A 23,474-nucleotide genomic window follows, 5' to 3' on the forward strand; every position below is an offset into this window, starting at 1 on the left:
ATCCGGACGTCCGGTTGACCCGGCGTCAGCAACGGCGGTGGTCGGCGGTCCGCGGCCGCCCGCGCTCCGCCCGCCGCGCCCCCGAGCGGGCCGCCACGGCGGCGACCACCGACCCGTCGTTCCGGACGTACCCCGATCGGCGTGTGTACTCGGGACGGATTGCTGCCGACTAGTGAGGTAGCGGTCGCCCTCGTCCCGCTTCGGGGTTCCTGCGTGACATGTACCAGTATGTGGGGAGTTGCGACATGACCGACGCCCAGCCGCGGGGACTGGCCCTCTCCGGTGCCGCCCTGTCCGGTGCCGCGCTGCCCGGGGCGGCGGCGACCGGTGCAGCGGCACTGGTCGGGCCGGCGCCGACCGGGCTCCTGCCGGCCGGCATCCCCGCGCAGCTGCTCGACCTGTTCGACGACGACGGGGGCCCGGACGCCCTGCAGGACCGGCTGGCCGGCTGGCTGTCCGACCTCACCTGCCTGCACGGACACACCGAGCGCCTCGCCCGCGCCCGCGGACTCGACGACGTGCTCACCGCCGTCCTCGAGTCCGGTGCGGCCCTGCTCGGTGCCGGCCGCGGGCTGATCGCCGTCACCGCGCGCGGCGCCGGCCGGCCGGTCGGCCTGGGTCTCGACCGTTCCGGGATCGGCGCGCTGGAGACCGTACCGGTCGAGCACGGTCCGTTCGCCGGGCTGCTCGGCCGGCCCGGCGGCGACCCCGGCCGGCTGCTGGTCGGCGATCTCGCCCAGGACCCGGCGGTCGGCCCCCGGTTCCGCGAGGTCGCGGGCCAGCTCGGGCTGGGCGCCTGCTTCGCGCTGCCGCTCGGCACGCCCGAGGACGGCCCGCTGGGCGCCGCCGCGTGGTTCTGGGACGAGCCCGCGGAACCCTCCGCCCGGACGGTGCGGCTCGTCTCCCGCTACTGCGACTTCGCCGCTCCCCTGCTGGCCGGCCACCTGGCCCGGGACCGCTCCGGGCGGGCCGCCGAGGCACTGCGCCGCAGCCTGCTGCCGGACCGCCTGCCGACCGCACCCGGCGCCAGGCTGGCCGCCCGCATCCTCCCGGCCCGGCTCGAGAACGCGTCCGCGAGCGACTGGTACGACGCGATCGAGCTGCCCGACGGCGCCCTCGCCGTCACCGTCGGCAGCGTCTTCGGGGACGGCCCGGGCACCGGCCCCGCCTCCGCGCCCGGTGCGGCCGCCGCGATGGCCCGGGTGCGGGCCGCCCTGCGCGCCTACGCCGTCCTGGAGGGCGAGGACCCGGTCTCCGTCCTCGGCGACCTCGAACTGCTGCTCAAGACCACCGAGCCGGCCCGCACCGCCACCGCCGCGTACGCCTGGATCCAGCCGGCCGAGCGGCGGATCGCCCTGGCCGGGGCCGGCCACTGCCCGCCGATCCTGCTCGGCCGCACCGGCGCGGAGTTCGTCGAGACCTCGCTCTCCGCCCCGCTCGGCGTGCTCAGCTGCTGGGAGGCGCCCGGCGTGGAGCTCACCGCCGGGCGCGGCGACCTGCTGCTGCTCTACACCGAGGGCCTGGCGCGGCACTGCGGCCCGACCCTGCACGCCGGCCAGGGGGCGCTGCGCCGCGCCGCCGCCGACGCCCCGCGCGACGTCCGGCTCGACCCGGACCGGCTCTGCGCCCACCTGCTGGAGGCGGTCGGCGTCCCCGCCGAGGGCACCGGCACGGACGACGTGGTGCTGCTGGCCGTGCGCTTCGAGTGACCGCGGCGGCCGCCCCGGGCCGCCCGGCCCGTCCGGGTCCGAACGGATCCGAACGGGTGCCCGACACTCGCCCGGCGCTCGCTCGTACCATGGGAGCCACGGCCGCCCCACGACCTCGCGATCCGAGGTGTCCCGGGCGGCACACACGCGCAAGGAGGCGACGTACGTGACCGAGGACCGCATGCCGGCGGTGTCCGCCAACCCCGAGGGACTGGCCGCCGAGCAGGACGACCAGCCGATCAAGGGCCGCAAGAACGGCCTGTACGGAGAGGTCTCCGACGAGCTCGCGGCCTCCATGAAGACCGGCTGGGCCGACACCGAACTGCGCGGCCTCCAGCCGGTCGCCCAGGCCCCGTACGCGGCCGAGCGACGCGCGAAGCTCTCCGCCCGCTTCCCCGGCGAGCGGCTGGTCGTGCCGGCCGGCCACCTGCGGGTGCGCGCCAACGACACCGACTACCCGTTCCGCGCCGCGAGCGAGTACGTCCACCTCACCGGTGACCAGACCGAGGACGCGGTGCTCGTCGCCGAGCCGAACGGCACCGGCCACGACTTCACCCTCTACCTGCTGCCCCGCTCCGACCGCGAGAACGGCGAGTTCTGGCTCGACGGCAACGGCGAGCTGTGGGTCGGCCGCCGGCACAGCCTGGAGGAGGCGCAGGCGCTGCTCGGGCTGCCGGCCCGCGACGTCCGCAAGGCCGCCGAGGAGCTGGCCGCCGCCACCGCGGTGCCCACCCGGATCGTCCGCGGCTACGACGCCGCCCTGGAGGAGGCACTCAGCGGCGTCCTCGACGAGGAGCACGACGACGAGCTGAAGGTCTTCCTCAGCGGGCTGCGCCTGGTCAAGGACGCGTGGGAGGTGGGCGAGCTCCGCGCCGCCTGCACCGCGACCGTGAACGGCTTCACCGACGTCGTCCGCGAGCTCGGCCAGGCCGTCGCCACCTCCGAGCGCTGGATCGAGGGCACCTTCTGGCGCCGCGCCCGCGTCGAGGGCAACGACGTCGGCTACGGCTCGATCTGCGCCGCCGGCCCGCACGCCACCACCCTGCACTGGGTCCGCAACGACGGCGACGTGCGCCCGGGCGAGCTGCTGCTGCTCGACGCCGGTGTGGAGACCACCACCCTCTACACCGCCGACGTCACCCGCACCCTGCCCATCGACGGCCGGTTCAACGCGCTCCAGCGCAAGATCTACGACGCGGTGTACGACGCCCAGGAGGCGGGCATCGCGGCGGTGCGACCGGGCGGCCTGTTCCGCGACTTCCACGACGCCGCGCAGCGCGTGCTCGCCGAGCGGCTGCTGGCCTGGGGCCTGCTGGACGCCTCGGTGTACGACGTCGAGAAGGTGCTGGAGCTCGGCCTCCAGCGCCGCTGGACGCTGCACGGCACCGGCCACATGCTCGGCCTCGACGTGCACGACTGCGCGCACGCCCGCCGGGAGAACTACGTGGACGCCGTGCTGGAGCCCGGCATGGTGCTCACCGTCGAGCCGGGTCTGTACTTCCAGCTGGACGACCTGACCGTGCCGGAGGAGTACCGCGGCATCGGTGTCCGGATCGAGGACGACATCCTGGTCACCGCCGACGGCAACGAGAACCTCTCGGCCGGGCTGCCGCGCCGCTCCGACGAGGTCGAGTCCTGGATGGCGGGGCTCACGGGCTGACGCCGCCACTGCGGGCGCCCGGGACGATCCCGGGCGCCCGCACGGCGTCGGCCTGAGCGCCGAGTTGCGCGGCGACTCAGCCGCGGCGGCCCCAGCCGGACAGCCGGATCGGGGCAGTGATCTTCTCAAATGTGGTGATATCGGACGTGTTCACGGCATGACCCCCCACAGGGCGTGGATGCGACGGTGGACGGATACGACGAGTCCTACCGGTCGGCTCTGCCGGACCGGGCCGCTCCCCCGAGCGCTCGTCGTGACGACACAGCATCCTCCCGGACGGACGCGGGGACTCCCACTGCTTTTTCGCCCGCACCGCCCTGCGGCCGTCACCGGCCTCGGACACACCCTCAGATTAGGGCCGGGCACTGACAATCCAGGCCCCGCAAGCAGCCCCGCCGCTCACCCGCCCGCCGGGGTCAGCCCTCCGCGCGGTCGGCGTTGGCCACGATGGCGTCGTGCAGCCACTGGGCGAGGCCGGGTGCGATCCGGTCGTAGGTGGCGGTGAAGCGCGGATCGGCGACGTACATCGCGGCGAGGCCGCGGTGGATCGCGTAGTGGCACTCGTAGAAGTTGTCGGTGATGTGCCGGCGGTGCTCCTCGGCGAGCGCGGCGGCCTGCTCCGAGTCCGGCCGGACGCCGGCCGTGAAGGCCTCGCCCAGACGGGAGTCGAGCCCGTCCATGTCCGCCTTGATGCGCTGCCAGTCGGCCTTGGAGTAGCCGCCGGTGCGGCGCTGGGACTGCGCCCAGGCCTCGGTCCCGCCCCAGCGCTGCTCCGCCTCGCCCTCCCAGCTCTCCTGGTAGTCCTTCCCGAACACCTCGAACTTCTCCTCGGGTGTCAGCTGCATGCCCATCTTCTGTGCCTCCATGGCTCGTTCGACTGCCGCGGCGAGGCCCTGGAGATGCCGGATCCGGTCGCCGATGAGGCTGCGCTGACGGCGCAGGTGCTCCGCGGGCGAGACGGACCGGTCGTCCAGGATGGCCGCGATCTCCTCCAGGGGGAAGCCCAGCTCCCGGTAGAACAGGACCTGCTGCAGCCGGTCGAGGTCCGCGTCCTCGTACCGGCGGTAGCCGGCCGGGGTGCGTCCGCTCGGCGACAGCAGGCCGATCCGGTCGTAGTGGTGCAGGGTGCGGACCGTCACTCCGGCCGCCTTGGCGACCTGGCCCACCGAGTAGCCGCCCATCGGCCGACCTCCCTCCTCGTTGCGTCCAGCCTGCAGCCTCACGGTGCGTGAGGGTCAAGCGCGCCCCGGGCGCGCTCCGTGCGAGTCGCCGAGCCGGGGCGGTCGCGGGGCCGGACGCTTGGGCACACCGGACAATTGTCGCCGCCGCGGGCCGTGGCCAGGATGGCGGCATGACGACGAAACCCCTGGCGGGGAGGCTGGCCGCGGAGGCCGTCGGGACGGCCGTGCTGGCCGCCGTGCTGATCGGCTCCGGCTTCTCGGCGAGTGCGCTGAGCGGGGACGACGCCGTCCGGCTGCTGGCCAACGTGCTCGCCTCGGCGCTGGCACTGGGCGTGCTGATCGCCCTGCTGGCGCCGGTCTCGGGGGCGCACCTCAACCCGCTGGTGACGGCGGGCGCGTGGTGGGCCGGACGGCGCACCGGCGGGCCGGGAGGCCGGGAGGCGGCCTGCTACGCGCTGGCGCAGCTGGCCGGGGCGGTGGCCGGGGCGGTGCTGGCGAACGCCATGTACGGGCGCCCCGCGCTGGAGCTGTCCGGGCGGCCGCGCGCGGCGGGTCACCTGTGGCTGGGCGAGGCGGTGGCGACGGGGGTGCTGGTACTGCTCGTCCTCGGTCTGGCGCGGGCCGGCCGGGAGCGGTTCGCCCCGGTGGCGGTGGCCGGTTGGATCGGCGCGGCCTGCTGGGGCACCTCGTCCGGGAGTTTCGCCAACCCGGCTCTGACGGTGGGGCGTTCACTGAGTGACGGGTTCACCGGGATCGCGCCCGGGTCGGTGCCGGCGTTCGTGCTGGCGCAGTGCGCGGGCGCGGCGGTGGGGCTGGCGCTCGTCCCGCTGCTGTTCGGCCGCGCGGCGGCCGACGGCGCGGACGGCGCGGACGACGCCGACGCCAGGAAGGGCCGGACGGGCAGGACGGAGCCGGCCGCCGCGCGGGAGCTGCCGGGCCGCTGAGCGGGCCGTCGGGTCAGCCGGCCGGGTCGTGTTCGGCGTACGCGTGCATGAGTTCGCCGTGCCACGGCTCCGGGCGCAGGCCCCAGTCGCGCAGGCCGAGGCGTTCGGCGACCCGCCGGGAGGCGGTGTTGTGGGCGTGGATCCAGGCGACGAACGGGAGGTCGGGACTGTGCTGCGCGGCCGCGGCGCGGGCGGCCAGGGACAGCTCGGTGGCGTAGCCGCGGCCCCAGTGGGCGGGGTCGAGGCGGTAGTAGAGGTTCCAGAAGCCGGGCGGCTGGCGCTGCGGGCCGCCGATGCCGATGACCTCGCCGGTGGTGCGCAGCCGGGCCGTCCAGTAGCTGAGGCCGTCCTCCTCCCAGCGGGCGGCGGCGCGGGCTATCCACTCGCGGGTGGTGACGGGGTGGGCGTGCCGGCCCTCGGGGAGGTGGGCCCAGGTGCGGGGGTCGGAGTTGATCCGGTACAGCTCGGCGAGGTCCTGCTGGGTGACGGCGCGCAGGTCGAGGCGGCCGGTCAGGACACAGTGGGGTTCGCCCGGTTCGCTCATCGGATCAGCGTACCGAGCGGCCGCGCGGCGCTTCAGTCCGCGATGCCGCCCTGCGCGGTGACCTTCTCGATCCGCACCCGGACGAGCAGTTCGCCGGGGACGCCGTTGCGGGCGCCGTACTCCTCGGCCCGCTCCTCGCCCATGTAGCGGGCGGCGATCCGGGCGGCCCAGGTGCGGACCTCGGCCAGGTCGTCGGAGAGGGTGGCGCGGCCCTGGACGAGGACGAACGCGAACGGCGGCCGCTCGTCGTCGACGCAGACCATCACCCGCGGGTCGCGGGCCAGCGTGCGGCCCTTGACGGTGGCGCGGTTGGTGTTGAGGACGAGGTCGTCGCCGTCCAGCAGGAACCAGACGGGCGCCACGTGCGGACGGCCGTCGGAGCGGGTGGTGGCGAGCTTGGCGGTGCGGGTGCCGTGGGCGAGGAAGGCCCGCCACTCGGGTTCGGTCATCCGGGTCATGGCACCCATCCTGGCCGGGCCCGGCGCGGGCCGTACGGTGCGCCGCGCCGGATCCGGGCCGGCTCGCCCGGTCGGCGGCCCGGCTCAGTCCGCGGCGCCGTACCGGGCGAGGTAGCCCGCGAACCGGGCGACGTCCTCGTCCGGCCAGTCGTCGAAGCGGGCGGTGAAGGCCAGGCGGCGCTGCTCGGCGGCCTCGGCGAGCACCCGCAGGCCGGCGTCGCTGGGGCGCAGCAGCTGGCCGCGCTGGTCGTCCGGGTCGGCCTCGCGGGTGAGCAGGCCGAGGCGTTCCAGCGCGGTCACCTGCCGGCTGACCGTGGACTTGTCGAGCATGAAGTACGCGGCGAGGTCGGCGGCCCGGCAGCCGCCCCGCTCCTTCACGAGGTCGAGCATGCTGTAGGTGACCAGCGAGAGGTCGGGGTGCATCTGCGCGGCCTTGTGGCGGGCCCGGCGGGCGAACGCGGTGAGCTCGCGCTGGATGGTCTCCAGTGCGGCGTCGCGGTCGGGCATGCGTGCTCCTTCTTCGGTGCGGGAGGTGTCGGCGTCCACGGTAGGCGTCCTGGCCGGTCAGACGCCGACCGCCTCCGCCATCTCCTCCTCGGCGTCGGGTCCGGCGAGCGCCGGGCGGGCCCGGCGGCGCTCCGCCGCGGCGGCGGCGAGCAGGGCGGCGGCACCGGCCGCGAGCCAGACCAGCAGGGTGGCGAGGTGGCCGCCGAAGCCGGCCCGGGCGTCGAAGTAGAGCAGGCTGCGGGCGCCCTCGACGAAGCCGGCGCCGTTCCAGAAGGCGTGCAGGCCACCGAAGAAGCCGTTCTGGAGCTCCGGGCGGAAGATCCCGCCGGAGGAGGTGAAGTTGAGCATCACGAACAGCACCATCAAGGTCAGCGTGGTCCAGCGGCCGAGGACGGTGTGCAGCGCGGTACCGATCGCGACGATCGCGGCCGAGTACAGCCAGGACATCGCCCAGAGCGCGGCCAGCGAGTGGTCGGCGATGTGGAAGACCGGCCCGGCGAGCACGGTGCCGATGGCACTCACCGCGACGGAGACGCCCAGGGCGAGCAGGGCGCGCCACCGGAGGGCGAGGACGGCGCCCGCGCCGCCGATCACCGCGACACTGGCGTAGGAGCCGATGCTGAGCGCGACCATCAGGAAGAACAGGCCCTGGCCGGTGGGGTCGCCGGAGGCGAGCGGGGTGATGTTGCGGACGTCCAGCGGGTGGCCCTGGGCGGCGGCGACCTTGGTGAAGACCTGCTCGGCGGCGGTGGCGGAGGTGTCGGAGTCGGCGGCGGCGACGAGCAGCTGCGGCGCCCGGGCATCGGGGACGTAGGCGCCGACCAGGGCGCGGTCCATGAGGCGGGCCCGGGCGTCGTCGGCGGTGGGCGCGGTGGACACCCGGAGGGCGTCGCCGGCCTCGCTCTGCAGGCGGCCGGCGAGGGCGTGGGCCTGCGGCGAGGTGCCGACGACGGCGACCTCCAGGTGGTGGGGGTGCGGGGCGTGGAAGGCGGCCTGGTAGGCGATGCCCATCCCGAGGCACATGAGCAGCGGGGTGAGCAGGTGGCCGAGGACGTGCCGCAGGGCCTGGCGGGGCATCGCGAACCCTCCAAATGGTTGGTAAATGCAATCTTTTCAGTTGCACTTTACAACCCATGGGGCCGGAGCGCGTCGGCGGGCTTCAGAGCACGTCGGCGAGCTCGCGCAGCAGCTTGGCCTTGGCCCGGGCGCCGACCATGGTCTTCACCGGCTCGCCGCCGCGGAAGACCACCAGGGTCGGCATCGACAGCACCCCGTACGCGGCCTGGGTCTCGGGGTTGGTGTCGACGTTCAGCTGGACGATGCGCAGCCGGCCGGCCTCCTCGCGGGCCACCTCGGTGAGGACCGGCGCGAGCATCCGGCAGGGCGGGCACCAGTCGGCGGTGAAGTCGACCAGGACGGGCCCGTCGGCACCGAGCACCTCGGCGGCGAACGTCGCGTCGGTGACCTCGTCGATCCCGGTGATGACCATGGCGTACTCCCTAACTGTCGTGGGTCGGTGGACGGAGGGCGGTCGGCTCCGGGTGCGGGGCCAGCTCGCAGCGCGGCTCCGGGCCGCCCGGGCGGTCGGCCCCGGCCTCCAGTTCGGCCCGGGCCAGCTGGCCGGCGACCTCGTCGCGGACGGCGTGCAGCCGCTCCAGCACGGCGTCGAGCTCGGCGAGCTTGGCCCGGTAGACGTCCAGGGAGGCCGGGCAGGCGTCGCCGGCCGGGTGGCCGGCCTGCAGGCACTCCACGAAGGGCCGGGTCTCCTCCAGCCCGAAACCGAAGTCCTGGAGCGTGCGGATCTGCCGCAGCAGCCGCAGGTCCTCCTCGTCGTACTCGCGGTAGCCGTTGCCGCCCCGCCGGGCGGGCAGCAGCCCGCGCGACTCGTAGTACCGCAGGGTGCGCGTGGTGGTGCCCGCTCGCCGGGCCAGTTCGCCGATCCGCATGCCGTCGACGGTAGACCTTGCCGCCGACGTCAACGCCAGAGCCGTTCGCTCAGTCGCCGCCCGGGACGGGCTGCGCGAGCGGGCTGCCCGCGGGCAGCAGGTAGGTGACCAGCAGCACCACCGGCTCGGGGCCGAGGTTGCGCCCGAGGTGGACGCGGCACCGGCCGGGCGGTTCGACGAAGGCGGTGCCGGCGGGCGCGGTGTGCCGCGAACCGTCGGTCAGGACACGGGTGAGGATGCCGGAGCGGACCACCACGACCAGTGGGCCGCGGTGGTAGTGCCAGCCGGTGGCGGCGCCCGGGTCGAGAATCACCTCCTGGACGGTGACGTCCGTGCGGCCGCGGCCGCACAGGGCGAACCCGCCCTCCGCGGTGCCCGCGGCGAGCACCGTCTCCGCCACGCCGGGAACGGTCGCGGACGGCGGCGGCCGTTCGCCGGCCCCGGCCGGCCCGGTGCGGGAATGCCTGACGGTCACCGTTCCCCCGGCGGTCGACGCATCTGTTGGTCCGTCAGGTTATCCGACTGCTACAGCGCGTCCTCAAGGTCGACGACGGCCCGGTCCGCCGCCCGGACGACGCAGCGGACCCGCACGGCCGGCCGCCCGGCCGGGAACTCCTCGGTGACCACGACGAACGCCAGCCCGCCGGCCGCGCCCTCGCCGCGCAGCGTCCAGCCGTCCGGTACGGCGCCGGCCACCCGGAACACCGGATCGGCCCGGTGCTCGTCCGCCCAGGCGTCCAGCCGGGCGTTGAGCTGCGGCGTGAGCCGGTCGGCCCGCACCTCGGACGGGGTGTGGCCGGTCCCGAGACCCAGCACCGCGTCCCGGTAGGCGGCGAGGAAGTCCGCCACGACGCCGACACCCGGTGCCGCGGCCGGGCCGGGCAGGACGGGCGGGGCAGGCGCCGCGACCGGAGCGGCGGCCGAGCGGGCGGCCGGGCAGGCCAGGGCGGCGACCAGGGCCAGGGCGACGGGCAGGATCCTCATCGGCGTCTCCTCCGGGGCAGCGGGTGCCCCAGCCGAGCAGACCCGGGAGCACCCCCGCACCCCGCCACGCCGGGCGGGCGCGCGACCGCCGGCCGGTGCGGCCCGACCCGGCCGGACCGGTCAGACCACCTGGGCGGCGGCGTCCAGTGCGACGGTGACCCGGTCGAGCATCCGGCGCAGCTCGGCGATCTCACCCGGCTCCACCCCGGTGGCCGCCAGGATCCGGCGCGGCACCTCCAGTGCCCGCTCCCGCAGCGCCGTACCGGAGCCGGTGAGCCGGACGACGACGGACCGCTCGTCCTCGGCGCTGCGCTCACGGCGGACGTGCCCGGCCGCCTCCAGTCGCTTCAGCAGCGGCGACAGCGTCCCGGAGTCCAGGCGCAGGTGGCTGCCGATCCGCTTGACGGGGAGGTCGCCGTGCTCCCACAGGACGAGCATGACCAGGTACTGGGGGTAGGTGAGGCCGAGCTCCTTGAGGGCGACCCGGTAGACCGCGTCGAACGACCGCGAGGCGGCGTGCAGCGAGAAGCAGATCATGCGGTCGAGGCGGAGCAGCTCCTCGTCCGGCACCGGTGGGGTCGTGGTCATGCCTCCAGGATAGCCCGGCCGCGCGCATTTCAGTTGTGCACAATTGAATCGTGTGCTCTACTTATGGACATCGGGCAGCCCGGGACAGGGGCCGCCGCAGCGAGAAGGGACTTGCTTGATGGACGCGCTCTACACCGCAGTCGCCACCGCCAACGGCCGCGAGGGCCGCGCCGTGAGCTCGGACGGGCAGATCGACCTGGCGCTGGCCATGCCGCCCGCGCTCGGCGGCAACGGCCAGGGCACCAACCCCGAGCAGCTCTTCGCCGCCGGCTACGCGGCCTGCTTCGCCAGCGCGCTCGGCCTGGTCGGCCGGCAGGCCAAGGTCGACACCAGCGAGGTGTCCGTGACGGCCGAGGTCAACATCGGCAAGGACGAGACCGGCTTCGGCCTCTCCGTGGTGCTGCGCGTCGAGGTGCCCGAGGCGCTGGCCGGCGAGCCCGGTCAGCTGCTCGTCAAGCAGGCCCACGAGGTGTGCCCGTACTCCAAGGCCACCCGCGGCAACATCCCGGTCGAGCTCGTCGTCGAGTGACGGGCTGAGGGGTCGGCGGCGGGCCGCCGGGGCAGTGGTGCAGCCCCGGCGGCCCGCCGCCGTTCACGCGTTCACGCCCACCGGGCCGCCCGAAGAGGGCGCGGCGGGACGGGGCGGGTCAGTGGCCCAGCACGCCGCGGATCCAGCCGTCCACCGTGCCGGTGAGGTCCTGCTGCCCGGCCGCGTGGTCCAGCACGAAGGTGCGCACCGAGTCGCCGCTGTGGAACATGCCGCGCTTGTCGAACTCCAGCACCACCTCGACCCGGTGCGGGTCGGTGACGAAGGACAGCTCGATCTCGTTGCAGCGCCGGGCGAACTGCGGCGCCGCCTTGTACTCGATCTCCTGGTAGAACGGCAGCGTCTGGCCCGTGCCGTGGATCCGGCCCGCCTCCAGGTCGGCCCGGTGGAAGTGGAAGCCGAGCGCCGACAGCGCCTCCAGCACCCGCTGCTGCACCGGCAGCGGCTGCACCGCGAGCGGGTCGGTGTCCCCGCGGTCCAGCTGACCCGCGATGTCCACGTCGGTGCGGACCCCGAGCGCCATGCCCGCGAGGTGGTGGCCCCCGATCGCCGTCACCGGCGTCTCCCACGGCACCGGGAAGGCGAACGGCACGGCGCGCCGCTCGCCGGCCGCCAGCCGCAGCGGGCCGCAGACCTGCACCCGGGCGAACTCCTTGGTGGTGTGGCCCTCGCTGTCCTCGTACTCGACCTCGACGCGCGCCGCCAGGCAGAGCGTGATGCCGTTGATCTCCGCGTCGCGGTCGCCGCCGACCAGGTCGACCTGGCCGTGCACCGTGCCGCCGGGGTACACGGTCGGCGTGGACAGCACCGTGTCGACGGTGGGTCCGCCGACGCCCAGGGCGCCGAGAAGCCGCTTGAACACCATCCGGGGCACTCCTCACAGAGTCGGGGTCACGAGCGCACCGATCGTACTTTGCCTGCGCTTTGCCACCGGCCGGCGGCCCGCTACAGCGGGGTGACCGCCTTCAGCACCAGCAGCAGTGCCACGGCGGCGTTCAGGGCGGAGAGCGCCGAGGCCGCGGTGCCGGCCGCCGCCACCATCGCCGCCAGCCCGGCCGGGCTGTGCGCGGGCGGCCAGGCCCGGCCCGGCGGTACCGGGCCGAGCAGGGCCGCCACCCGGCGCGGCACCGGGCCCGGCGCGGCGAACGCGGCCAGCCCCGGCGCCGCGTGATGGGCCACCAGGGCGGCCCTGGCCACCGCGCGGGCGGTCACCCGGCGGTCGCCGACCGCCCCGGCGGCCTCCTCGTCGGCCCAGCGCTCGGTGCTGTAGGCGACCGCCCGGTGCACCGGGCGCAGGAACGGATTGACGCAGGCGGCCAGCCGGGTCGCGAGCAGGTAGCGGTGGTGACGGTGCGCCAGATGAGCCCGCTCGTGGGCGAGCAGGGCGTCCCGCTCGCCCTCCGCCAGGTGCACCAGCATGCCGGTGGAGACCACGATCCGGCCCGGCGAACCGGGCAGCGCGTACGCGTACGGGGTGTCGTCGGGCAGCACCGCGGGGTCGGAGCCCGGCGGCAGGTGCCGGACGGCCCGGCGGGCCCGGGACACCACCCGCAGCCGGACGGCCAGGGTGCGGACGACGGCCACCACCACGACCAGCAGCACGGCGATGGCGGCGCTGCCGACCTCGACGTGGAACGGCACCATGCGCCGGACCTCCGGGTCGGACCAGCCGTCCGGCAGCGGGTTGCCGGGGATCTGCGCGGTGCCGACGACGCCGAGCAGCCCGAGGCAGAGCGCGCTGCAGACCGCCATGGCCGCGCTGAAGCCCGTCAGCAGGCGGGCGGCCGCCCGAGGGTGCAGGTGCTGTTCGGCGAGCCGGGCGATCGGCAGCGCGGTCAGCGGCAGGATGAGCGGCAGGAAGACGAAGACCCCCATCGCTCAGCCCTCGCGACCGTCCGGGCCACCGGTGCCGGCCGCGCCGGACCGGGCCTGGTCCTCCGGGGCGCCGTCGAGCAGGGCCCGCAGCAACTCCTCGTCGTGCGGCAGCAGGGCGGAGACGAAGCTCGCGAGGACGGCGTCCCGGTCGGCCTCGCCGTCGAGCACCCGGCGCATCCGCAGCGCGGCCAGCCCCGCCGCGTCGGACGCCGCACGCCAGACGTACGAGCGGCCGGAACGGGTGCGCGAGACGGCGTTCTTGGTGTGCAGCCGGGAGAGGATGGTGACCACCGTGGTGTACGCCAGCCCGCCCTCCAGCCGCTCCTGGACCCAGCCGGCGGTGGCCGGCTCGGGCGCCTGCCGCAGCACGGCGAGCACCTGGGCCTCCAGCTCGCCCTGGCCGCGGCGGCGGGCCCGGAACCCCCGGCAGGGGGCTGCCCCTGGTGCGCCATGGCGGCCCCTTCCGGTTCGTCGTGCCCCTGCCGGCCATCCTACTGAGCGCCCGCGCGCGGCCGGTCGCGCCGCCGGGCCCGCCCCGCCGGATAAGGGCGCATAGTCTCTACACTGCTGTAGATTCGTGCGGCACAGTGATCAGGAACGACCGGGCGCCGCCCGGTCGGGAACTCCGGGAGGGGCAGTCATGGGAGTCTCGCTGGCCAAGGGCGGAAACGTCTCGCTGAGCAAGGAGGCCCCGGGCCTCACCTCGGTCATCATCGGCCTCGGGTGGGACGTCCGGGCCACCACGGGCGCCGACTTCGACCTCGACGCCAGCGCCCTGCTGTGCAGCGAGGCCGGCCGGGTGCTCACCGACCAGCACTTCGTCTTCTACAACAACCTGACCAGCCCCGACGGCTCCGTCGAGCACAGCGGCGACAACCTCACCGGTGGCGGCGACGGCGACGACGAGCAGATCAAGGTCAGCCTGGTGACCGTCCCGGAGACGGTCTCCAAGATCGTCTTCCCGGTCTCCATCTACGACGCCGAGAACCGGCTGCAGAACTTCGGCCAGGTCCGCAACGCCTTCATCCGCGTCGTCGACCAGGCCACCGGCGCCGAGGTCGCCCGCTACGACCTGACCGAGGACGCCTCGACCGAGACCGCGATGGTCTTCGGCGAGCTCTACCGGTACGGCGCCGACTGGAAGTTCCGTGCCATCGGCCAGGGTTACGCCTCCGGTCTGCGCGGCATCGCCCTGGACTACGGCGTCAACGTCTGACAACCGGCCGGCTCGGCCTCGGAGCCCGTCCGACGGGCTCCGAGGCCGAGCCGGTCGTGGCGGACGCGGTGCACCGGCCGGTACCCCGGGCCCTCGTCGACCGGGTCGTCGGGGACGGCGCCCTCCCAGGACGGCAGCCGGTGCCGGGGTGCGGGCGCTCAGTCCACCGGGGCGGTCGCCGCGGGACGCCGGCGCGTGCCGGTGGTCACCACCAGGACGGCGGCCAGCAGCACCAGGTTCTTCACCACGAACTCGCCGACCATGGTGAGCATCAGCGGGTTGCCGCCCTGGAACGCGGAGCCCGGCATCAGCAGGAGCACTCCGAAGGTGCCGCACAGGTGCGCCCCCAGCACCGGCAGCGCCGCCACCAGGGCCCTGCCGGTGAGCAGCCAGAACCCGAGCAGCACCTCGACGCCGCCCAGCACCGGGACGACCCAGCCGCCGGGGTGCCCCGGGATGGTGCCGGTCACCAGGACGGCGGCGGGGCTGCGGTCGAGGACCTTCAGGACGCCGAACCAGATGTAGACGGCGCCGAGCCCCAGCCTGAGCAGGACCAGCCCGCGGCGGTGCAGGTCGGGCACCAGCCGGTGCAGGTCGGGGATGCGGCGGGCGGCCCGGGGCGCGGCCCCGGAGGGCACGGCGGGCGGCGGCGGGCCGGGCGGGCGGAGCTCGGGGATCACGGTCATGGGCGGTGTCCCTCCAGAACACGGCGGGTCGGGTCAGGTCGGTTCGTCCCGGCGGCTCGGGCCGGGCCGGTGCAGGCTGTGCAGCCCCCGGACGGGCGGGCGGATCCCGGCGTGCGCTCCGTCGGCGGGCGCCCGGACGTCCGCGTCGGGGCCGTCCGGTGCGCCGCCGAGCTCACGGCGGAGCAGCTCCCGGTACGCCCGGCGGTAGGCGTGCGCGGCGATCCGGTTGCCGGCCGCCAGGTACGCGGCGACCAGCGTCTCGTGGGCGCTCTCGCGCAGGCTGTCGGCGTGCACGGCGACCAGTGCCGCGTCCACCGCGGCGCCGACCCAGCCCGCCTGGACGAGCCGGAAGGAGAGCGCCTCCAGGGTGTGCAGCCGCTGCTCGCGCCAGCGCAGCCGGTGGTGGTCGAGCCAGTCCTCCTCCCAGTCGGGCAGCAGGTCGAGTCCGAAGTCGCAGCCGGCGGCGAGGGCGAGTTCCTCGGCGTCCAGCGGCAGGGCCAGGTTGAGCACCCGGGCGGCGACCGCCCGGCGTTCACCGAGGTCGACGGTGACCTCGGCGGCGAGCCGCAGCCGCTCCCCGCAGTCGTTCAGCAGGTCCGCGCGGTGGCCCGGCAGCCGGTGCAGCGCGGTGCGCAGGGCGGCGCCGGCCCGGGCCGGGTCGAGCCCGGGCCAGAGCACGGCGGCCGCCCTGGCCCGGGTGAGGCCGCCGGGTTCGACGGCGAGCAGCGCCAGCAGTCGCCGTGCGCCGATGCCCGGCTGGGCCTGTTCGCCGTCGAGGTGCAGGGCGAAGCCGCCCAGCAGGTCGAGCCGGATCCGCGGCTCGGCGGCCCGGGTGTCGTCCGGGTCGTCGGCGGCCCGCAGGGCGCGCCGGCGTCCCGCGGCGGTGTGGTCGGCGGCGCCGCGGCGCGCCGCGGCCCCCGGGTGGGAACCGCGACGGGCCGGGTGACGGCCCCGCCCGGCAGTGCTTGGATCATGGCGTGCCCCCGTGCTCCTTGACCTCGTCCCCACGCTAACCAGGGGCGCTCGGCGGCAGCGAGCGCCATCGCCGCATTGCATGGGAGCCATAGAAGAAGCCGATCGGCGGTGTCGCCGGGCGCTGTCGGCTGAGCAGCACCGATCCCCGTCCGAACAGCCGTCTGACGGGACACCGTCAGCTCCCGCGCAACACGGTGCAATGCTGCTGCAACGTTCGTGCCACGAGCCGTCACATACCTTCCGCGCAACGCCGCTTCCCCGGGCGCAGACCCGCCACGCGAGAAGGAACCGACCGATGACCCTGCCTCTCACCCACCGCCAGACGTCCCGCCGCCGGGTCATCGCCGCCGGCCTCGGCGCGGCCGGCGCGCTCGCCCTGCCCGCCACCGGCGCCTGGGCCGCCGAGACCCGCACCGGCCGCCGCGCCCCCGGCGCCACCGGGATCAGCGTCGTCGTCCGCTGGAACCAGGCCTCCATGGACGCGATCCTCGCCGAGTACCGGGCCGCCGGCACGGTCTTCGGCCCGGCGACCGTCAACGCCCGTGCGCTGGCCGTCATCCACAACTGCATCTACGACGCCTGGGCCTGCTACGACGGGCACGCGGTCGGCACCCGCTTCGGCGGCTCGCTGCGCCGTCCGCGCCGCGAGCGGACCCTCGCCAACAAGAACGAGGCGATCAGCTACGCCGCGCACCTCGCGATGCGCGACCTCTTCCCGAACCAGGCCGCCGCGGCCGACTCGATGCTGCGCTCGCTCGGCTACGAGCCGGACGCCGCCGCCGGGCCGAACAGCCCGGCCGGGATAGGCCGGCGCACCGCCCAGGCCGTCCTGGACTTCCGGCACGCCGACGGCGCCAACCAGCTCGGCGGTTACGTGGACACCACCGGCTACCAGCCGGTCAACACGCCGCAGGCGGTCGCCGCCTTCGACCCCGGTGCGGTCACCTCGCCCGCGCACTGGACCCCGCTGATCGTGGGCGGCAAGACGCAGCACTTCCTCACCCCGCAGTTCTCCGTCACGACGCCGTTCGCACTGACCAGCCCGACCCAATTCGGCGTGGCCGCGCCGCCGGCCTACCCCTCCAGCCGGCTGTCGGACGCCGTCGAGGAACTGCTGGAGATCAGCGCCGGCCTCACCGACGAGCACAAGGCGATCGCCGAGTTCTGGCTGGACAACGACGTCACCCCGCCCGGCGCCCAGCAGTCCTGGGCCCGCTTCGTGTCCGCCCGCGACGGCTACGGCGTGGACGAGGACGCGCCGCTGTTCTTCGGTCTGAACATGGCCGAGTGCGACGCGGCGATCGGCTCCTGGGCGGTCAAGCGGGTCTACGACTTCGCGCGGCCGTCGACGCTGATCCCGTACGACCAGCGCGGCCGGCAGATCCGGGCCTGGGGCGGCCCCGGCCAGGGCACCGTCACCATGGACGGCGTGCACTGGCGGGCGTACGTGGCGGTGCCGGGCTTCCCCGCCACCGTGTCCGGGCACAGCACCTTCTCCGGCGCCGCCGCCGAGTTCCTGCGGCGCTTCACCGGCACCGACGCCTTCGGCGACGGCTACCTGTTCAAGGCCGGCACCTCGACCGTCGAGCCGGGCATGACGCCCGCCGTCGACGTGCAGCTGACCTGGCCCACCTTCACCGAGGCCGCCGAGCAGGCCGGCATCTCCCGCATCTACGGCGGCATGCACTGGAGCTTCGACAACGGTCCGGGCCTGGAGATGGGTCACAAGATCGGCCGGGTTGTCCACCGCAAGGCCATGGACCTCCTCCACGGCCGCGCCAACTGAGGTTCCGAGAACGGGAGCTGACACCATGAGCAACCAGACCGCCAGCCGGCCCGCCCCGCCCGCCCCGGCTGCGGCGGGCGGCCGGGCCCCCGCCTTCGCCGGCGTCCGCGCCACCGTGGCCGGCACGCTCACCACGATCGTCTCGCTGCTGGTGCTGGTCGCGATCGGCAAGGCCACCGGCTCACTGCTGCTGGTCGCCCCGCTGGCCGCCACCGCGATGATCATCTGCGCCAGCCCGGCCCTGCCGCCCGCCCAGCCGCGCGGCGTGCTGATCGGCCAGCTCGGCTCTGCCCTGATCGGCTACGCGGCGGCGGCCGTCGCCGGCCGGTCGCTGTGGACGGCCGCGGTCGCGGCCGGACTCGCCGTCGCCCTGATGGGCGTCCTGCGCGCGGTGCACGCCCCGGCCGCCGCCACCGCCGTCCTGGTGGTCGTCCAGCACCCGGCACCCGGCCGCTTCCTGCTGCTGCTGGCGGCCGGCAGCGTCCTGCTGATCCTGGTCGGCCTGCTGGCCTCCCGGATCGGTGCGATCGGCAAGTACCCCACCTACTGGTGGTGACCGGCACCCGCCGGGCCACCCGTCCCCCGACAGGAAGGGAGAACCGATGGATCGCGAGTCCACCCTGGTCAGTTGCGACTGGCTGCAGGCCCACCGCACCGACGAGGGCGTCGTCGTCGTCGAGATCACCGACGGCGGCCCGAACCCGGCCGGCCGGATACCCGGGGCGGTCAGCCTCGACTGGAGCACCGACCTGCAGGACCGCGTCCGCCGCGACCTGATCGGCCCGGAGGCGTTTGCCGCGCTGCTCGGCCGGCACGGAATCGGCCCGGACGACACCGTGGTGTTCTACAGCGGCAACAGCAACTGGTGGGCCGCCGCTGGGTTCTGGCAGTTCCGGCTGCACGGCCACCGGGAGCTGCGACTGCTCGACGGCGGGCGGGCCCGCTGGGAGGCGCTCGGCGGCGATCTGACCGTCGAGGCCCCCGTCCGGCAGCCGGTCGACCACCCCGTCCGCCCGCGCGACGAGCGCCTGCGGGCCCACCGTGACACCGTGCTGGACGGCATCGGCCGGATCAACCTCGTCGACTGCCGCTCCCTGGAGGAGTACCTCGGCGAGCGGACGGCCCCGCCCGGCGTCCCCGACGACCAGGGCGTGCGGCCCGGCCACGCCGAGTCCGCGCAGCACATCCCGTGGAGCGCCACCGTCCGCCCGGACGGCACCTTCCGCGACCAGGCCGAGCTGGAGGACCTGTACGGCCAGCTCGACCCGGACGCGCCGACCGTCGTGTACTGCCGGATCGGCTGGCGGTCCGCGCACAGCTGGTTCGTGCTGTCCGAACTGCTCGACCGCCCGGCCGTGGCCAACTACGACGGCGCATGGCGGGAGTTCGGGTCGCTGATCGGCGCCCCGATCGTCCCCGGGCCGCTCCCCTGGGGCGTCGTCCGCACCGCCGAGGAGGCCGCTCGTGCCTGATGTCACAATCCTGCGGGACGTGCTCCGCAACGGCTTCGACCAGGCCGACCTGCCCTGGGTGCCGTGGACGGAACCCGGCCGCGTCGGCGTCGAGTTCGTGGTGCTGTGGGGGCCGGACGCCACCGAGGGCGAGGACTCCGCGGCGCTCCTGCTGCGCTTCCCGCCCGGCGCCCACGGCGACTTCCACGAGCACCTCGGGCACGAGCTGATGCTCGTCCTCGACGGCGTCCTCGACCACAGCGACGGAAGCCGCTTCGTCCGCGGCGACCTGGTCGTCGAGGAGCCCGGCACCCGCCACCAGATGTCCAGCGCCGAGGGGTGCACGGTACTCGCCGTCCGGGCCCGCCCGGCCGCCGCGCGCACCCCGCAGCCCGACGAGATCGCCGCCGGGCCCCTGCTGTCCGGCGACGGGCAGGACGGGCGCGTCGGCGCGGGCACCACGCACTGACGATCCGCCGGCACCCGGCCGGGCAACGGACCGCGGCCACACCGTGCCGCGGTCCGTTGCCCGGCCGCCGTACGACGGGCACCCGCCACCGCGGGGCCGCCCGGCACCACCACGGGGCGCTCCCCGCGCCCCGCGCCGCCCGCCGTCATCCGAGGAGGAGCCATGTCGCCCACCCGCACCGTCACGCCGTACCCGCTGCGCCCCGCGCCCGTCCGGAAGGCCGCCGAGAGCCGTCGTGTGCTGCTCACCACCGGCTCCTCGGACGCGCACACCTGGAATCTCGTCCACCTCCAGCTGCTGCTGGAGGAGCACGGCCACTCGGTGCTCAACCTCGGCCCGTGCGTGCCCGAGCAACTGCTCGTCGACACGGCCACGCTGACCCGCCCCGACCTGGTGGTGTTCAGCTCCGTCAACGGCCACGGCCACCTGGACGGGCTGCGCGCCGCCCGCGCGATGCGCTCCGAGCGGGCCACCCGCGGCATCCCGATGGTCATCGGCGGCCTGCTCGGGATCTCCCCGGAGGGCGCCGAGAAGCGCGCCGCGGAGCTGCTCGCGGCCGGCTTCGACCAGGTCCACCCGGACGGCACCGACCCGGCCGTGCTGCTCGCCCGGCTCGCCGACCTGCCGGCCACCTGTACCGAGCGGGCCGCCGCGTGACCCGCTCACCAGCCTCGCCGCCCGACCTCGGCTCCTACGTCCGCGCCGCGGCCGACGCCGGTGAACTCGTCGTCCAGCCGCGGATGGGGATGGCCCGGCCCAGCGTGATGGCCGCCGGCCTGACCGCCGTCGCCGGACTGCCCGAACGCACCGTCGCCACCATCACCCTGGACAGCTACACCCGGGTCGGCGACCACGGCGCCGCCGCCGCGGCCGTCCGCGCGGGGCAGCCGCTGAACGGCTTCCCGCTCGTCGCACACGGCCCCCGCACCACCGCCAAGGTCGCCGCCGCCGCCGGACGGCTCACCCCCGTCCAGGTCCGGCACGGCTCCGCCGACCCGCGGGCGATCTTCCGCACGATGGCCGCCGCCGGCCTCGGCGCCAGCGAGGGCGGCCCGGTCTCCTACTGCCTGCCCTACGGGCGGACGCCGCTCGCCGAGTCCGTCGCCGCCTGGCGCGAGGCCACCCGCTTCCTCGCCGAGGAGAGCCGTTCCGGCGGGATCCGCGCCCACCTGGAGTCCTTCGGCGGCTGCCTGCTCGGCCAGCTCTGCCCGCCGTCGCTGCTGGTCGCCATGTCGGTGCTGGAGTGCCTGTTCTTCGCCCAGAACGGCATCACCAGCGTCTCGCTCAGCTACGCCCAGCAGACCAGCCCGCAGCAGGACGTCGAGGCGCTGACGGCGCTGCGGCTGCTCGCCGACGAACTGCTGCCGGCCGGCGTCGACCGGCATCTGGTGCTCTACACCTACATGGGCGTCTTCCCCGGTCGGCGCCCGGCGCCGGCCTGCTGCTCGCCCGCAGCGCCGAACTCGCCGTCCGCGGCGGCGCGGAGCGGCTGATCGTCAAGACCACCACCGAGGCGCACCGGATCCCCACCGTCGCGGAGAACCTCACCGCACTGCGCACGGCCGCCGCGCGGGCCGCACCACCCGGCGGGCCCTGACCGCGCAGGGGCCCGCCGAACGCGTCGACGGCGGCGAAGTCCTCCTGGAGGCCCGGGCGCTGATCACCGCCGTGCTCTCCATGGCCGACGACGTCGGCACCGCCCTGCTGCGCGCCTTCCACCGCGGCGTCCTCGACGTCCCGTACTGCCTGCACCCCGACAACCGGGGCGCCGCCCGGGGCGCCGTCGGCGACGACGGACGGCTGCGCTGGGCCGAGGTCGGCGCCATGCCGCTGCTGCCCACCGGCGGCCGCTCCGGCACGCTGACCTCCGACCGGCTGGCCCGGATGCTGCGCCGGGTCGCCGAGGAGCACGACCGCGAGGCGGACAGCCGCGCCCCGGAGCCGCAGGCCCCCGCGGCGCCGCCGCGGCCGCTGCGGATCGCCCTCGTCGGCGGCGGGCCGCGCGGCATGTCCGTGCTGGAGCGGCTGGTCGCCCGCTGCGCGGCGCAGCCGCCGGAGCGCCCGGTGGAGGTCACCGCGATCGACCCGTACTGCATCGGCGCCGGGCGGATCTGGCGGCCGGAGCAGTCGCCGTGGTTCCTGATGAACACCCCGGCCCGGGAGGTCACGATGTTCTCCGGGCCAGCGGACGACGGCCCGGCCCGGCCGGGCGCCGGTCCGACGCTCGCCGAGTGGTGGGCCGCGACCGACCCGGAGCACGCCGACCCGGAGGGCTACGCGCCGCGCGTGGTCTACGGCCGCTACCTGCGGTTCGTCCTCGGGCTGGTGCTGGAGGCCCGGGTGCCCGGGTTGACGATCCTTCCGGTGAAGGCGAAGGTGCTGTGCGCCGACCGCGGGCCGACCGGGCCGGACGGCATCGTCCACCGGCTGCGGCTGGACCGCGGCGACGTCCTCACCGTGGACCGGCTGGTGCTCGCCTCCGGCCACCCCACCAACGAGCTGGACGAGCAGCAGCGCGAGTGGCAGGCCTTCGCCGAGGAGCGGCCGCCGCTGCAGTACGTGGTCGGGGACTCGGCGGCCGAGATGCCGCTGGACGCGATCCCGCCGGGCGCGACGGTCGGCGTCCTCGGCATGGGGCTGACCTTCTACGACGTGCTGTCGGCGCTCACCCTGGGCCGCGGCGGCACCTTCGAGCCCGCTGCCGGCGGTGGTCTGGTCTACCGGCCGAGCGGGCGCGAGCCGCGGATCGTGCCGGCCTCGCGCAGCGGCATCCCGCTGCTGACCCGCGGCCGGAACCAGAAGTCGGCCGACTTCCGCTACCGGGCCAGACTGTTCACCCCGGACCGGATGGCCGCGCTGCGGGCCGGCGGCCCGCTGGAGTTCCGGACCCAGGTGATGCCGTGGCTGCTCGCCGAGATCAACCTGGTGCTGCTCGGCACCCGGTTGCGGCATGCGGTCGGGGCGGACGCCGCCGAGGAGTTCGCCGACCGGGCGGAGTCCGGTTACCACACCGAGGCACCGAGCCCTGCGGAACTCACCGACCTGGCGTCCGAGTTCGGGCAGGCCGGCGAGGCGCTGCCGGAACTCGGCAGACTGGCGAGACCGTTCGCCGGACGGCGGTTCGACGCACCGGAGGACTACCGGGCGGCGCTCGCCGACTGGCTGCGCGAGGACCTCGCCGAAGCCGTCCTCGGCAACGTGGACGGGCCGGTCAAGGCCGCCTGCGACGTGTTGCGGGACGTCCGGGCGACGATCCGGTCGGTGGTGGACTTCGCCGGCCTCACCCCGGACTCGCACCAGCGCTTCCTCGCCGAGTTCAACCCGGTGGCGGCGGTGATCTCCACCGGCCCGCCGACCCGCCGCTCGGAGCAGTTCCTCGCCCTGCTGGCCGCCGGTGTCCTCCAGCCGGTGGGCCCCGCCGCACGCTTCCGGGCGGACGCCGGGCTCGGCTGCTTCACCGTCGAGTCCGGGCAGGTCAGCGACTCCCGGGTGCAGCTGGACGCCCTCGTCGACGCCCGGGTGCCCGGCACCGACCTGCGGACCGACCGCGACCCGCTGATCCGCGGGCTGCTCGCCGACGGGATGATCCGCACCTTCGTCAACTCCTGGGCGGGCGGCGCGTTCGACACCGGCGGCATGGCGACCACCGACAGCCCGTTCCACCCCGTCCGGGCGGACGGCTCGGTCGAGCGGACGATGCACGTGATCGGCATCCCGAGCGAGCACACCCGCTGGTTCACCCAGGTCGGCAGCGGCCGGCCCGGACCGTGGGGGCGTTCACCCGGGACGCCGACGCGATCGCCGCCTCGCTGCTCGCGGACACCGCCGGCCCCGCTGCCGAGCAGCCGGCGGAACCGGCCGCCGCCGGGCGCGCCCTGACCGCGCGGGCCGTTCGGTGACCGCGCTCCCGGCCGGGTACTGGACGCACCGCCGGACGGCCGCGCACCA

Annotated in this window: 27 protein-coding genes; 12 read left to right on the forward strand and 15 right to left on the reverse strand. The window is 75.4% G+C overall.

Annotated elements, in window-relative coordinates:
* The first annotated feature begins 245 nt into the window (after positions 1-245).
* Positions 246-1,709, forward strand: coding sequence for a PP2C family protein-serine/threonine phosphatase (locus ABEB13_RS20320; protein WP_345706640.1), 1,464 nt, complete (start codon positions 246-248; stop codon positions 1,707-1,709).
* Between the two features lie 181 nt (positions 1,710-1,890).
* Positions 1,891-3,369 (forward strand): aminopeptidase P family protein, encoded by a 1,479-nt coding sequence (locus tag ABEB13_RS20325; RefSeq protein ID WP_345709743.1) that lies wholly within the window; start codon positions 1,891-1,893, stop codon positions 3,367-3,369.
* A gap of 416 nt (positions 3,370-3,785) precedes the next feature.
* On the opposite strand, the gene ABEB13_RS20330 is transcribed toward ABEB13_RS20325, so the two are convergent.
* The gene (locus ABEB13_RS20330; RefSeq protein ID WP_345706641.1) at positions 3,786-4,550 is read right to left on the reverse strand and encodes a MerR family transcriptional regulator; all 765 of its coding nucleotides are present in this window, start codon (positions 4,548-4,550) and stop codon (positions 3,786-3,788) included.
* A 170-nt stretch (positions 4,551-4,720) separates the two neighbouring features.
* On the opposite strand from ABEB13_RS20330, the gene ABEB13_RS20335 reads away from it, so the two are divergent.
* Positions 4,721-5,494, forward strand: a complete 774-nt coding sequence (locus ABEB13_RS20335; protein ID WP_345706642.1) for an aquaporin — start codon at positions 4,721-4,723, stop codon at positions 5,492-5,494.
* A 13-nt stretch (positions 5,495-5,507) separates the two neighbouring features.
* Here ABEB13_RS20335 and ABEB13_RS20340 read toward each other — a convergent pair whose 3' ends face one another.
* The 9 genes from ABEB13_RS20340 to ABEB13_RS20380 form a co-directional block, all read right to left on the reverse strand.
* Complete coding sequence (locus ABEB13_RS20340; protein WP_345706643.1) at positions 5,508-6,038, reverse strand: GNAT family N-acetyltransferase; 531 nt, start codon at positions 6,036-6,038, stop codon at positions 5,508-5,510.
* A 32-nt stretch (positions 6,039-6,070) separates the two neighbouring features.
* Complete coding sequence (locus ABEB13_RS20345; RefSeq protein WP_345706644.1) at positions 6,071-6,496, reverse strand: PPOX class F420-dependent oxidoreductase; 426 nt, start codon at positions 6,494-6,496, stop codon at positions 6,071-6,073.
* A gap of 84 nt (positions 6,497-6,580) precedes the next feature.
* Positions 6,581-7,003 carry a MarR family winged helix-turn-helix transcriptional regulator gene (locus ABEB13_RS20350; RefSeq protein ID WP_345706645.1) on the reverse strand — a complete coding sequence of 141 codons (423 nt, stop codon included), beginning with the start codon at positions 7,001-7,003 and terminating at the stop codon, positions 6,581-6,583.
* Between the two features lie 57 nt (positions 7,004-7,060).
* Positions 7,061-8,080, reverse strand: a complete 1,020-nt coding sequence (locus ABEB13_RS20355; protein ID WP_345706646.1) for an ABC-2 transporter permease — start codon at positions 8,078-8,080, stop codon at positions 7,061-7,063.
* An 82-nt stretch (positions 8,081-8,162) separates the two neighbouring features.
* Positions 8,163-8,492 (reverse strand): thioredoxin, encoded by a 330-nt coding sequence (trxA, locus tag ABEB13_RS20360; RefSeq protein ID WP_100889390.1) that lies wholly within the window; start codon positions 8,490-8,492, stop codon positions 8,163-8,165.
* A 10-nt stretch (positions 8,493-8,502) separates the two neighbouring features.
* Positions 8,503-8,949 (reverse strand): MerR family transcriptional regulator, encoded by a 447-nt coding sequence (locus tag ABEB13_RS20365; RefSeq protein ID WP_345706647.1) that lies wholly within the window; start codon positions 8,947-8,949, stop codon positions 8,503-8,505.
* Between the two features lie 49 nt (positions 8,950-8,998).
* Positions 8,999-9,349 carry a cupin domain-containing protein gene (locus ABEB13_RS20370; protein WP_345706648.1) on the reverse strand — a complete coding sequence of 117 codons (351 nt, stop codon included), beginning with the start codon at positions 9,347-9,349 and terminating at the stop codon, positions 8,999-9,001.
* A 125-nt stretch (positions 9,350-9,474) separates the two neighbouring features.
* Entirely contained in the window at positions 9,475-9,933 is a 459-nt protein-coding gene (locus ABEB13_RS20375; RefSeq protein ID WP_345706649.1) for a hypothetical protein, read from the reverse strand.
* Between the two features lie 120 nt (positions 9,934-10,053).
* Positions 10,054-10,521: a MarR family winged helix-turn-helix transcriptional regulator gene (locus tag ABEB13_RS20380; RefSeq protein ID WP_345706650.1), complete on the reverse strand. Its 468-nt coding sequence runs from the start codon at positions 10,519-10,521 to the stop codon at positions 10,054-10,056.
* Positions 10,522-10,639: 118 nt separating this feature from the next.
* Here ABEB13_RS20380 and ABEB13_RS20385 point away from each other — a divergent pair, with 118 nt between their 5' ends.
* The gene (locus ABEB13_RS20385) at positions 10,640-11,050 is read left to right on the forward strand and encodes an organic hydroperoxide resistance protein (protein ID WP_100889387.1); all 411 of its coding nucleotides are present in this window, start codon (positions 10,640-10,642) and stop codon (positions 11,048-11,050) included.
* A gap of 118 nt (positions 11,051-11,168) precedes the next feature.
* Here ABEB13_RS20385 and ABEB13_RS20390 read toward each other — a convergent pair whose 3' ends face one another.
* The 3 genes from ABEB13_RS20390 to ABEB13_RS20400 all read right to left on the reverse strand — a co-directional run bounded on the left by ABEB13_RS20390 (position 11,169) and on the right by ABEB13_RS20400 (position 13,333).
* Entirely contained in the window at positions 11,169-11,933 is a 765-nt protein-coding gene (locus ABEB13_RS20390) for a sporulation protein (RefSeq protein ID WP_345706651.1), read from the reverse strand.
* Between the two features lie 80 nt (positions 11,934-12,013).
* The gene (locus ABEB13_RS20395; RefSeq protein WP_345706652.1) at positions 12,014-12,943 is read right to left on the reverse strand and encodes a M56 family metallopeptidase; all 930 of its coding nucleotides are present in this window, start codon (positions 12,941-12,943) and stop codon (positions 12,014-12,016) included.
* Between the two features lie 3 nt (positions 12,944-12,946).
* On the reverse strand, positions 12,947-13,333 hold the full coding sequence (locus tag ABEB13_RS20400; protein ID WP_345709744.1) for a BlaI/MecI/CopY family transcriptional regulator: 387 nt from the start codon (positions 13,331-13,333) through the stop codon (positions 12,947-12,949).
* A 250-nt stretch (positions 13,334-13,583) separates the two neighbouring features.
* Between ABEB13_RS20400 and ABEB13_RS20405 the strand changes: the two genes are divergently transcribed.
* Positions 13,584-14,159 (forward strand): TerD family protein, encoded by a 576-nt coding sequence (locus ABEB13_RS20405; protein WP_100889383.1) that lies wholly within the window; start codon positions 13,584-13,586, stop codon positions 14,157-14,159.
* Positions 14,160-14,317: 158 nt separating this feature from the next.
* Here the strand turns inward: ABEB13_RS20405 and ABEB13_RS20410 are convergent, their stop codons facing one another.
* Both ABEB13_RS20410 and ABEB13_RS20415 read right to left on the reverse strand, forming a co-directional pair.
* Complete coding sequence (locus ABEB13_RS20410; protein ID WP_345706653.1) at positions 14,318-14,845, reverse strand: hypothetical protein; 528 nt, start codon at positions 14,843-14,845, stop codon at positions 14,318-14,320.
* Between the two features lie 33 nt (positions 14,846-14,878).
* Positions 14,879-15,853: an AfsR/SARP family transcriptional regulator gene (locus ABEB13_RS20415; protein ID WP_345706654.1), complete on the reverse strand. Its 975-nt coding sequence runs from the start codon at positions 15,851-15,853 to the stop codon at positions 14,879-14,881.
* 262 nt (positions 15,854-16,115) lie between these two features.
* Here ABEB13_RS20415 and ABEB13_RS20420 point away from each other — a divergent pair, with 262 nt between their 5' ends.
* The 7 genes from ABEB13_RS20420 (at position 16,116) to ABEB13_RS20450 (ending at position 23,405) form a co-directional block, all read left to right on the forward strand.
* Positions 16,116-17,606, forward strand: coding sequence for a vanadium-dependent haloperoxidase (locus tag ABEB13_RS20420; RefSeq protein ID WP_345706655.1), 1,491 nt, complete (start codon positions 16,116-16,118; stop codon positions 17,604-17,606).
* A 25-nt stretch (positions 17,607-17,631) separates the two neighbouring features.
* Positions 17,632-18,162 (forward strand): HPP family protein, encoded by a 531-nt coding sequence (locus tag ABEB13_RS20425; protein ID WP_100889378.1) that lies wholly within the window; start codon positions 17,632-17,634, stop codon positions 18,160-18,162.
* Positions 18,163-18,208: 46 nt separating this feature from the next.
* Positions 18,209-19,078 carry a sulfurtransferase gene (locus ABEB13_RS20430; protein WP_345706656.1) on the forward strand — a complete coding sequence of 290 codons (870 nt, stop codon included), beginning with the start codon at positions 18,209-18,211 and terminating at the stop codon, positions 19,076-19,078.
* On the forward strand, positions 19,071-19,526 hold the full coding sequence (locus ABEB13_RS20435; RefSeq protein WP_345706657.1) for a cupin domain-containing protein: 456 nt from the start codon (positions 19,071-19,073) through the stop codon (positions 19,524-19,526). Before ABEB13_RS20430 ends, ABEB13_RS20435 begins: the two co-directional genes overlap by 8 nt.
* A gap of 162 nt (positions 19,527-19,688) precedes the next feature.
* Positions 19,689-20,183, forward strand: a complete 495-nt coding sequence (locus tag ABEB13_RS20440) for a cobalamin B12-binding domain-containing protein (protein ID WP_100889376.1) — start codon at positions 19,689-19,691, stop codon at positions 20,181-20,183.
* Entirely contained in the window at positions 20,180-21,019 is an 840-nt protein-coding gene (locus tag ABEB13_RS20445; RefSeq protein WP_345706658.1) for a hypothetical protein, read from the forward strand. The genes ABEB13_RS20440 and ABEB13_RS20445 overlap by 4 nt, the downstream gene beginning before the upstream one ends.
* 184 nt (positions 21,020-21,203) lie before the next feature.
* Positions 21,204-23,405 carry an FAD/NAD(P)-binding protein gene (locus tag ABEB13_RS20450; protein ID WP_345706659.1) on the forward strand — a complete coding sequence of 734 codons (2,202 nt, stop codon included), beginning with the start codon at positions 21,204-21,206 and terminating at the stop codon, positions 23,403-23,405.
* Positions 23,406-23,474 lie beyond the last annotated feature (69 nt).

This window comes from Kitasatospora paranensis (genome assembly GCF_039544005.1).
Lineage (GTDB): Bacteria > Actinomycetota > Actinomycetes > Streptomycetales > Streptomycetaceae > Kitasatospora > Kitasatospora paranensis.

Bases quoted from the DNA above. Each gene is read 5' to 3' on its own strand.
- ABEB13_RS20320 (WP_345706640.1), top strand. From the start codon at position 246: ATGACCGACGCCCAGCCGCGGGGACTGGCCCTCTCCGGTGCCGCCCTG.
- ABEB13_RS20325 (WP_345709743.1), top strand. From the start codon at position 1,891: ATGCCGGCGGTGTCCGCCAACCCCGAGGGACTGGCCGCCGAGCAGGAC.
- ABEB13_RS20330 (WP_345706641.1), bottom strand. From the start codon at position 4,550: ATGGGCGGCTACTCGGTGGGCCAGGTCGCCAAGGCGGCCGGAGTGACG.
- ABEB13_RS20335 (WP_345706642.1), top strand. From the start codon at position 4,721: ATGACGACGAAACCCCTGGCGGGGAGGCTGGCCGCGGAGGCCGTCGGG.
- ABEB13_RS20340 (WP_345706643.1), bottom strand. From the start codon at position 6,038: ATGAGCGAACCGGGCGAACCCCACTGTGTCCTGACCGGCCGCCTCGAC.
- ABEB13_RS20345 (WP_345706644.1), bottom strand. From the start codon at position 6,496: ATGACCCGGATGACCGAACCCGAGTGGCGGGCCTTCCTCGCCCACGGC.
- ABEB13_RS20350 (WP_345706645.1), bottom strand. From the start codon at position 7,003: ATGCCCGACCGCGACGCCGCACTGGAGACCATCCAGCGCGAGCTCACC.
- ABEB13_RS20355 (WP_345706646.1), bottom strand. From the start codon at position 8,080: ATGCCCCGCCAGGCCCTGCGGCACGTCCTCGGCCACCTGCTCACCCCG.
- trxA (WP_100889390.1), bottom strand. From the start codon at position 8,492: ATGGTCATCACCGGGATCGACGAGGTCACCGACGCGACGTTCGCCGCC.
- ABEB13_RS20365 (WP_345706647.1), bottom strand. From the start codon at position 8,949: ATGCGGATCGGCGAACTGGCCCGGCGAGCGGGCACCACCACGCGCACC.
- ABEB13_RS20375 (WP_345706649.1), bottom strand. From the start codon at position 9,933: ATGAGGATCCTGCCCGTCGCCCTGGCCCTGGTCGCCGCCCTGGCCTGC.
- ABEB13_RS20380 (WP_345706650.1), bottom strand. From the start codon at position 10,521: ATGACCACGACCCCACCGGTGCCGGACGAGGAGCTGCTCCGCCTCGAC.
- ABEB13_RS20385 (WP_100889387.1), top strand. From the start codon at position 10,640: ATGGACGCGCTCTACACCGCAGTCGCCACCGCCAACGGCCGCGAGGGC.
- ABEB13_RS20390 (WP_345706651.1), bottom strand. From the start codon at position 11,933: ATGGTGTTCAAGCGGCTTCTCGGCGCCCTGGGCGTCGGCGGACCCACC.
- ABEB13_RS20395 (WP_345706652.1), bottom strand. From the start codon at position 12,943: ATGGGGGTCTTCGTCTTCCTGCCGCTCATCCTGCCGCTGACCGCGCTG.
- ABEB13_RS20405 (WP_100889383.1), top strand. From the start codon at position 13,584: ATGGGAGTCTCGCTGGCCAAGGGCGGAAACGTCTCGCTGAGCAAGGAG.
- ABEB13_RS20410 (WP_345706653.1), bottom strand. From the start codon at position 14,845: ATGACCGTGATCCCCGAGCTCCGCCCGCCCGGCCCGCCGCCGCCCGCC.
- ABEB13_RS20420 (WP_345706655.1), top strand. From the start codon at position 16,116: ATGACCCTGCCTCTCACCCACCGCCAGACGTCCCGCCGCCGGGTCATC.
- ABEB13_RS20425 (WP_100889378.1), top strand. From the start codon at position 17,632: ATGAGCAACCAGACCGCCAGCCGGCCCGCCCCGCCCGCCCCGGCTGCG.
- ABEB13_RS20430 (WP_345706656.1), top strand. From the start codon at position 18,209: ATGGATCGCGAGTCCACCCTGGTCAGTTGCGACTGGCTGCAGGCCCAC.
- ABEB13_RS20440 (WP_100889376.1), top strand. From the start codon at position 19,689: ATGTCGCCCACCCGCACCGTCACGCCGTACCCGCTGCGCCCCGCGCCC.
- ABEB13_RS20450 (WP_345706659.1), top strand. From the start codon at position 21,204: ATGGCCGACGACGTCGGCACCGCCCTGCTGCGCGCCTTCCACCGCGGC.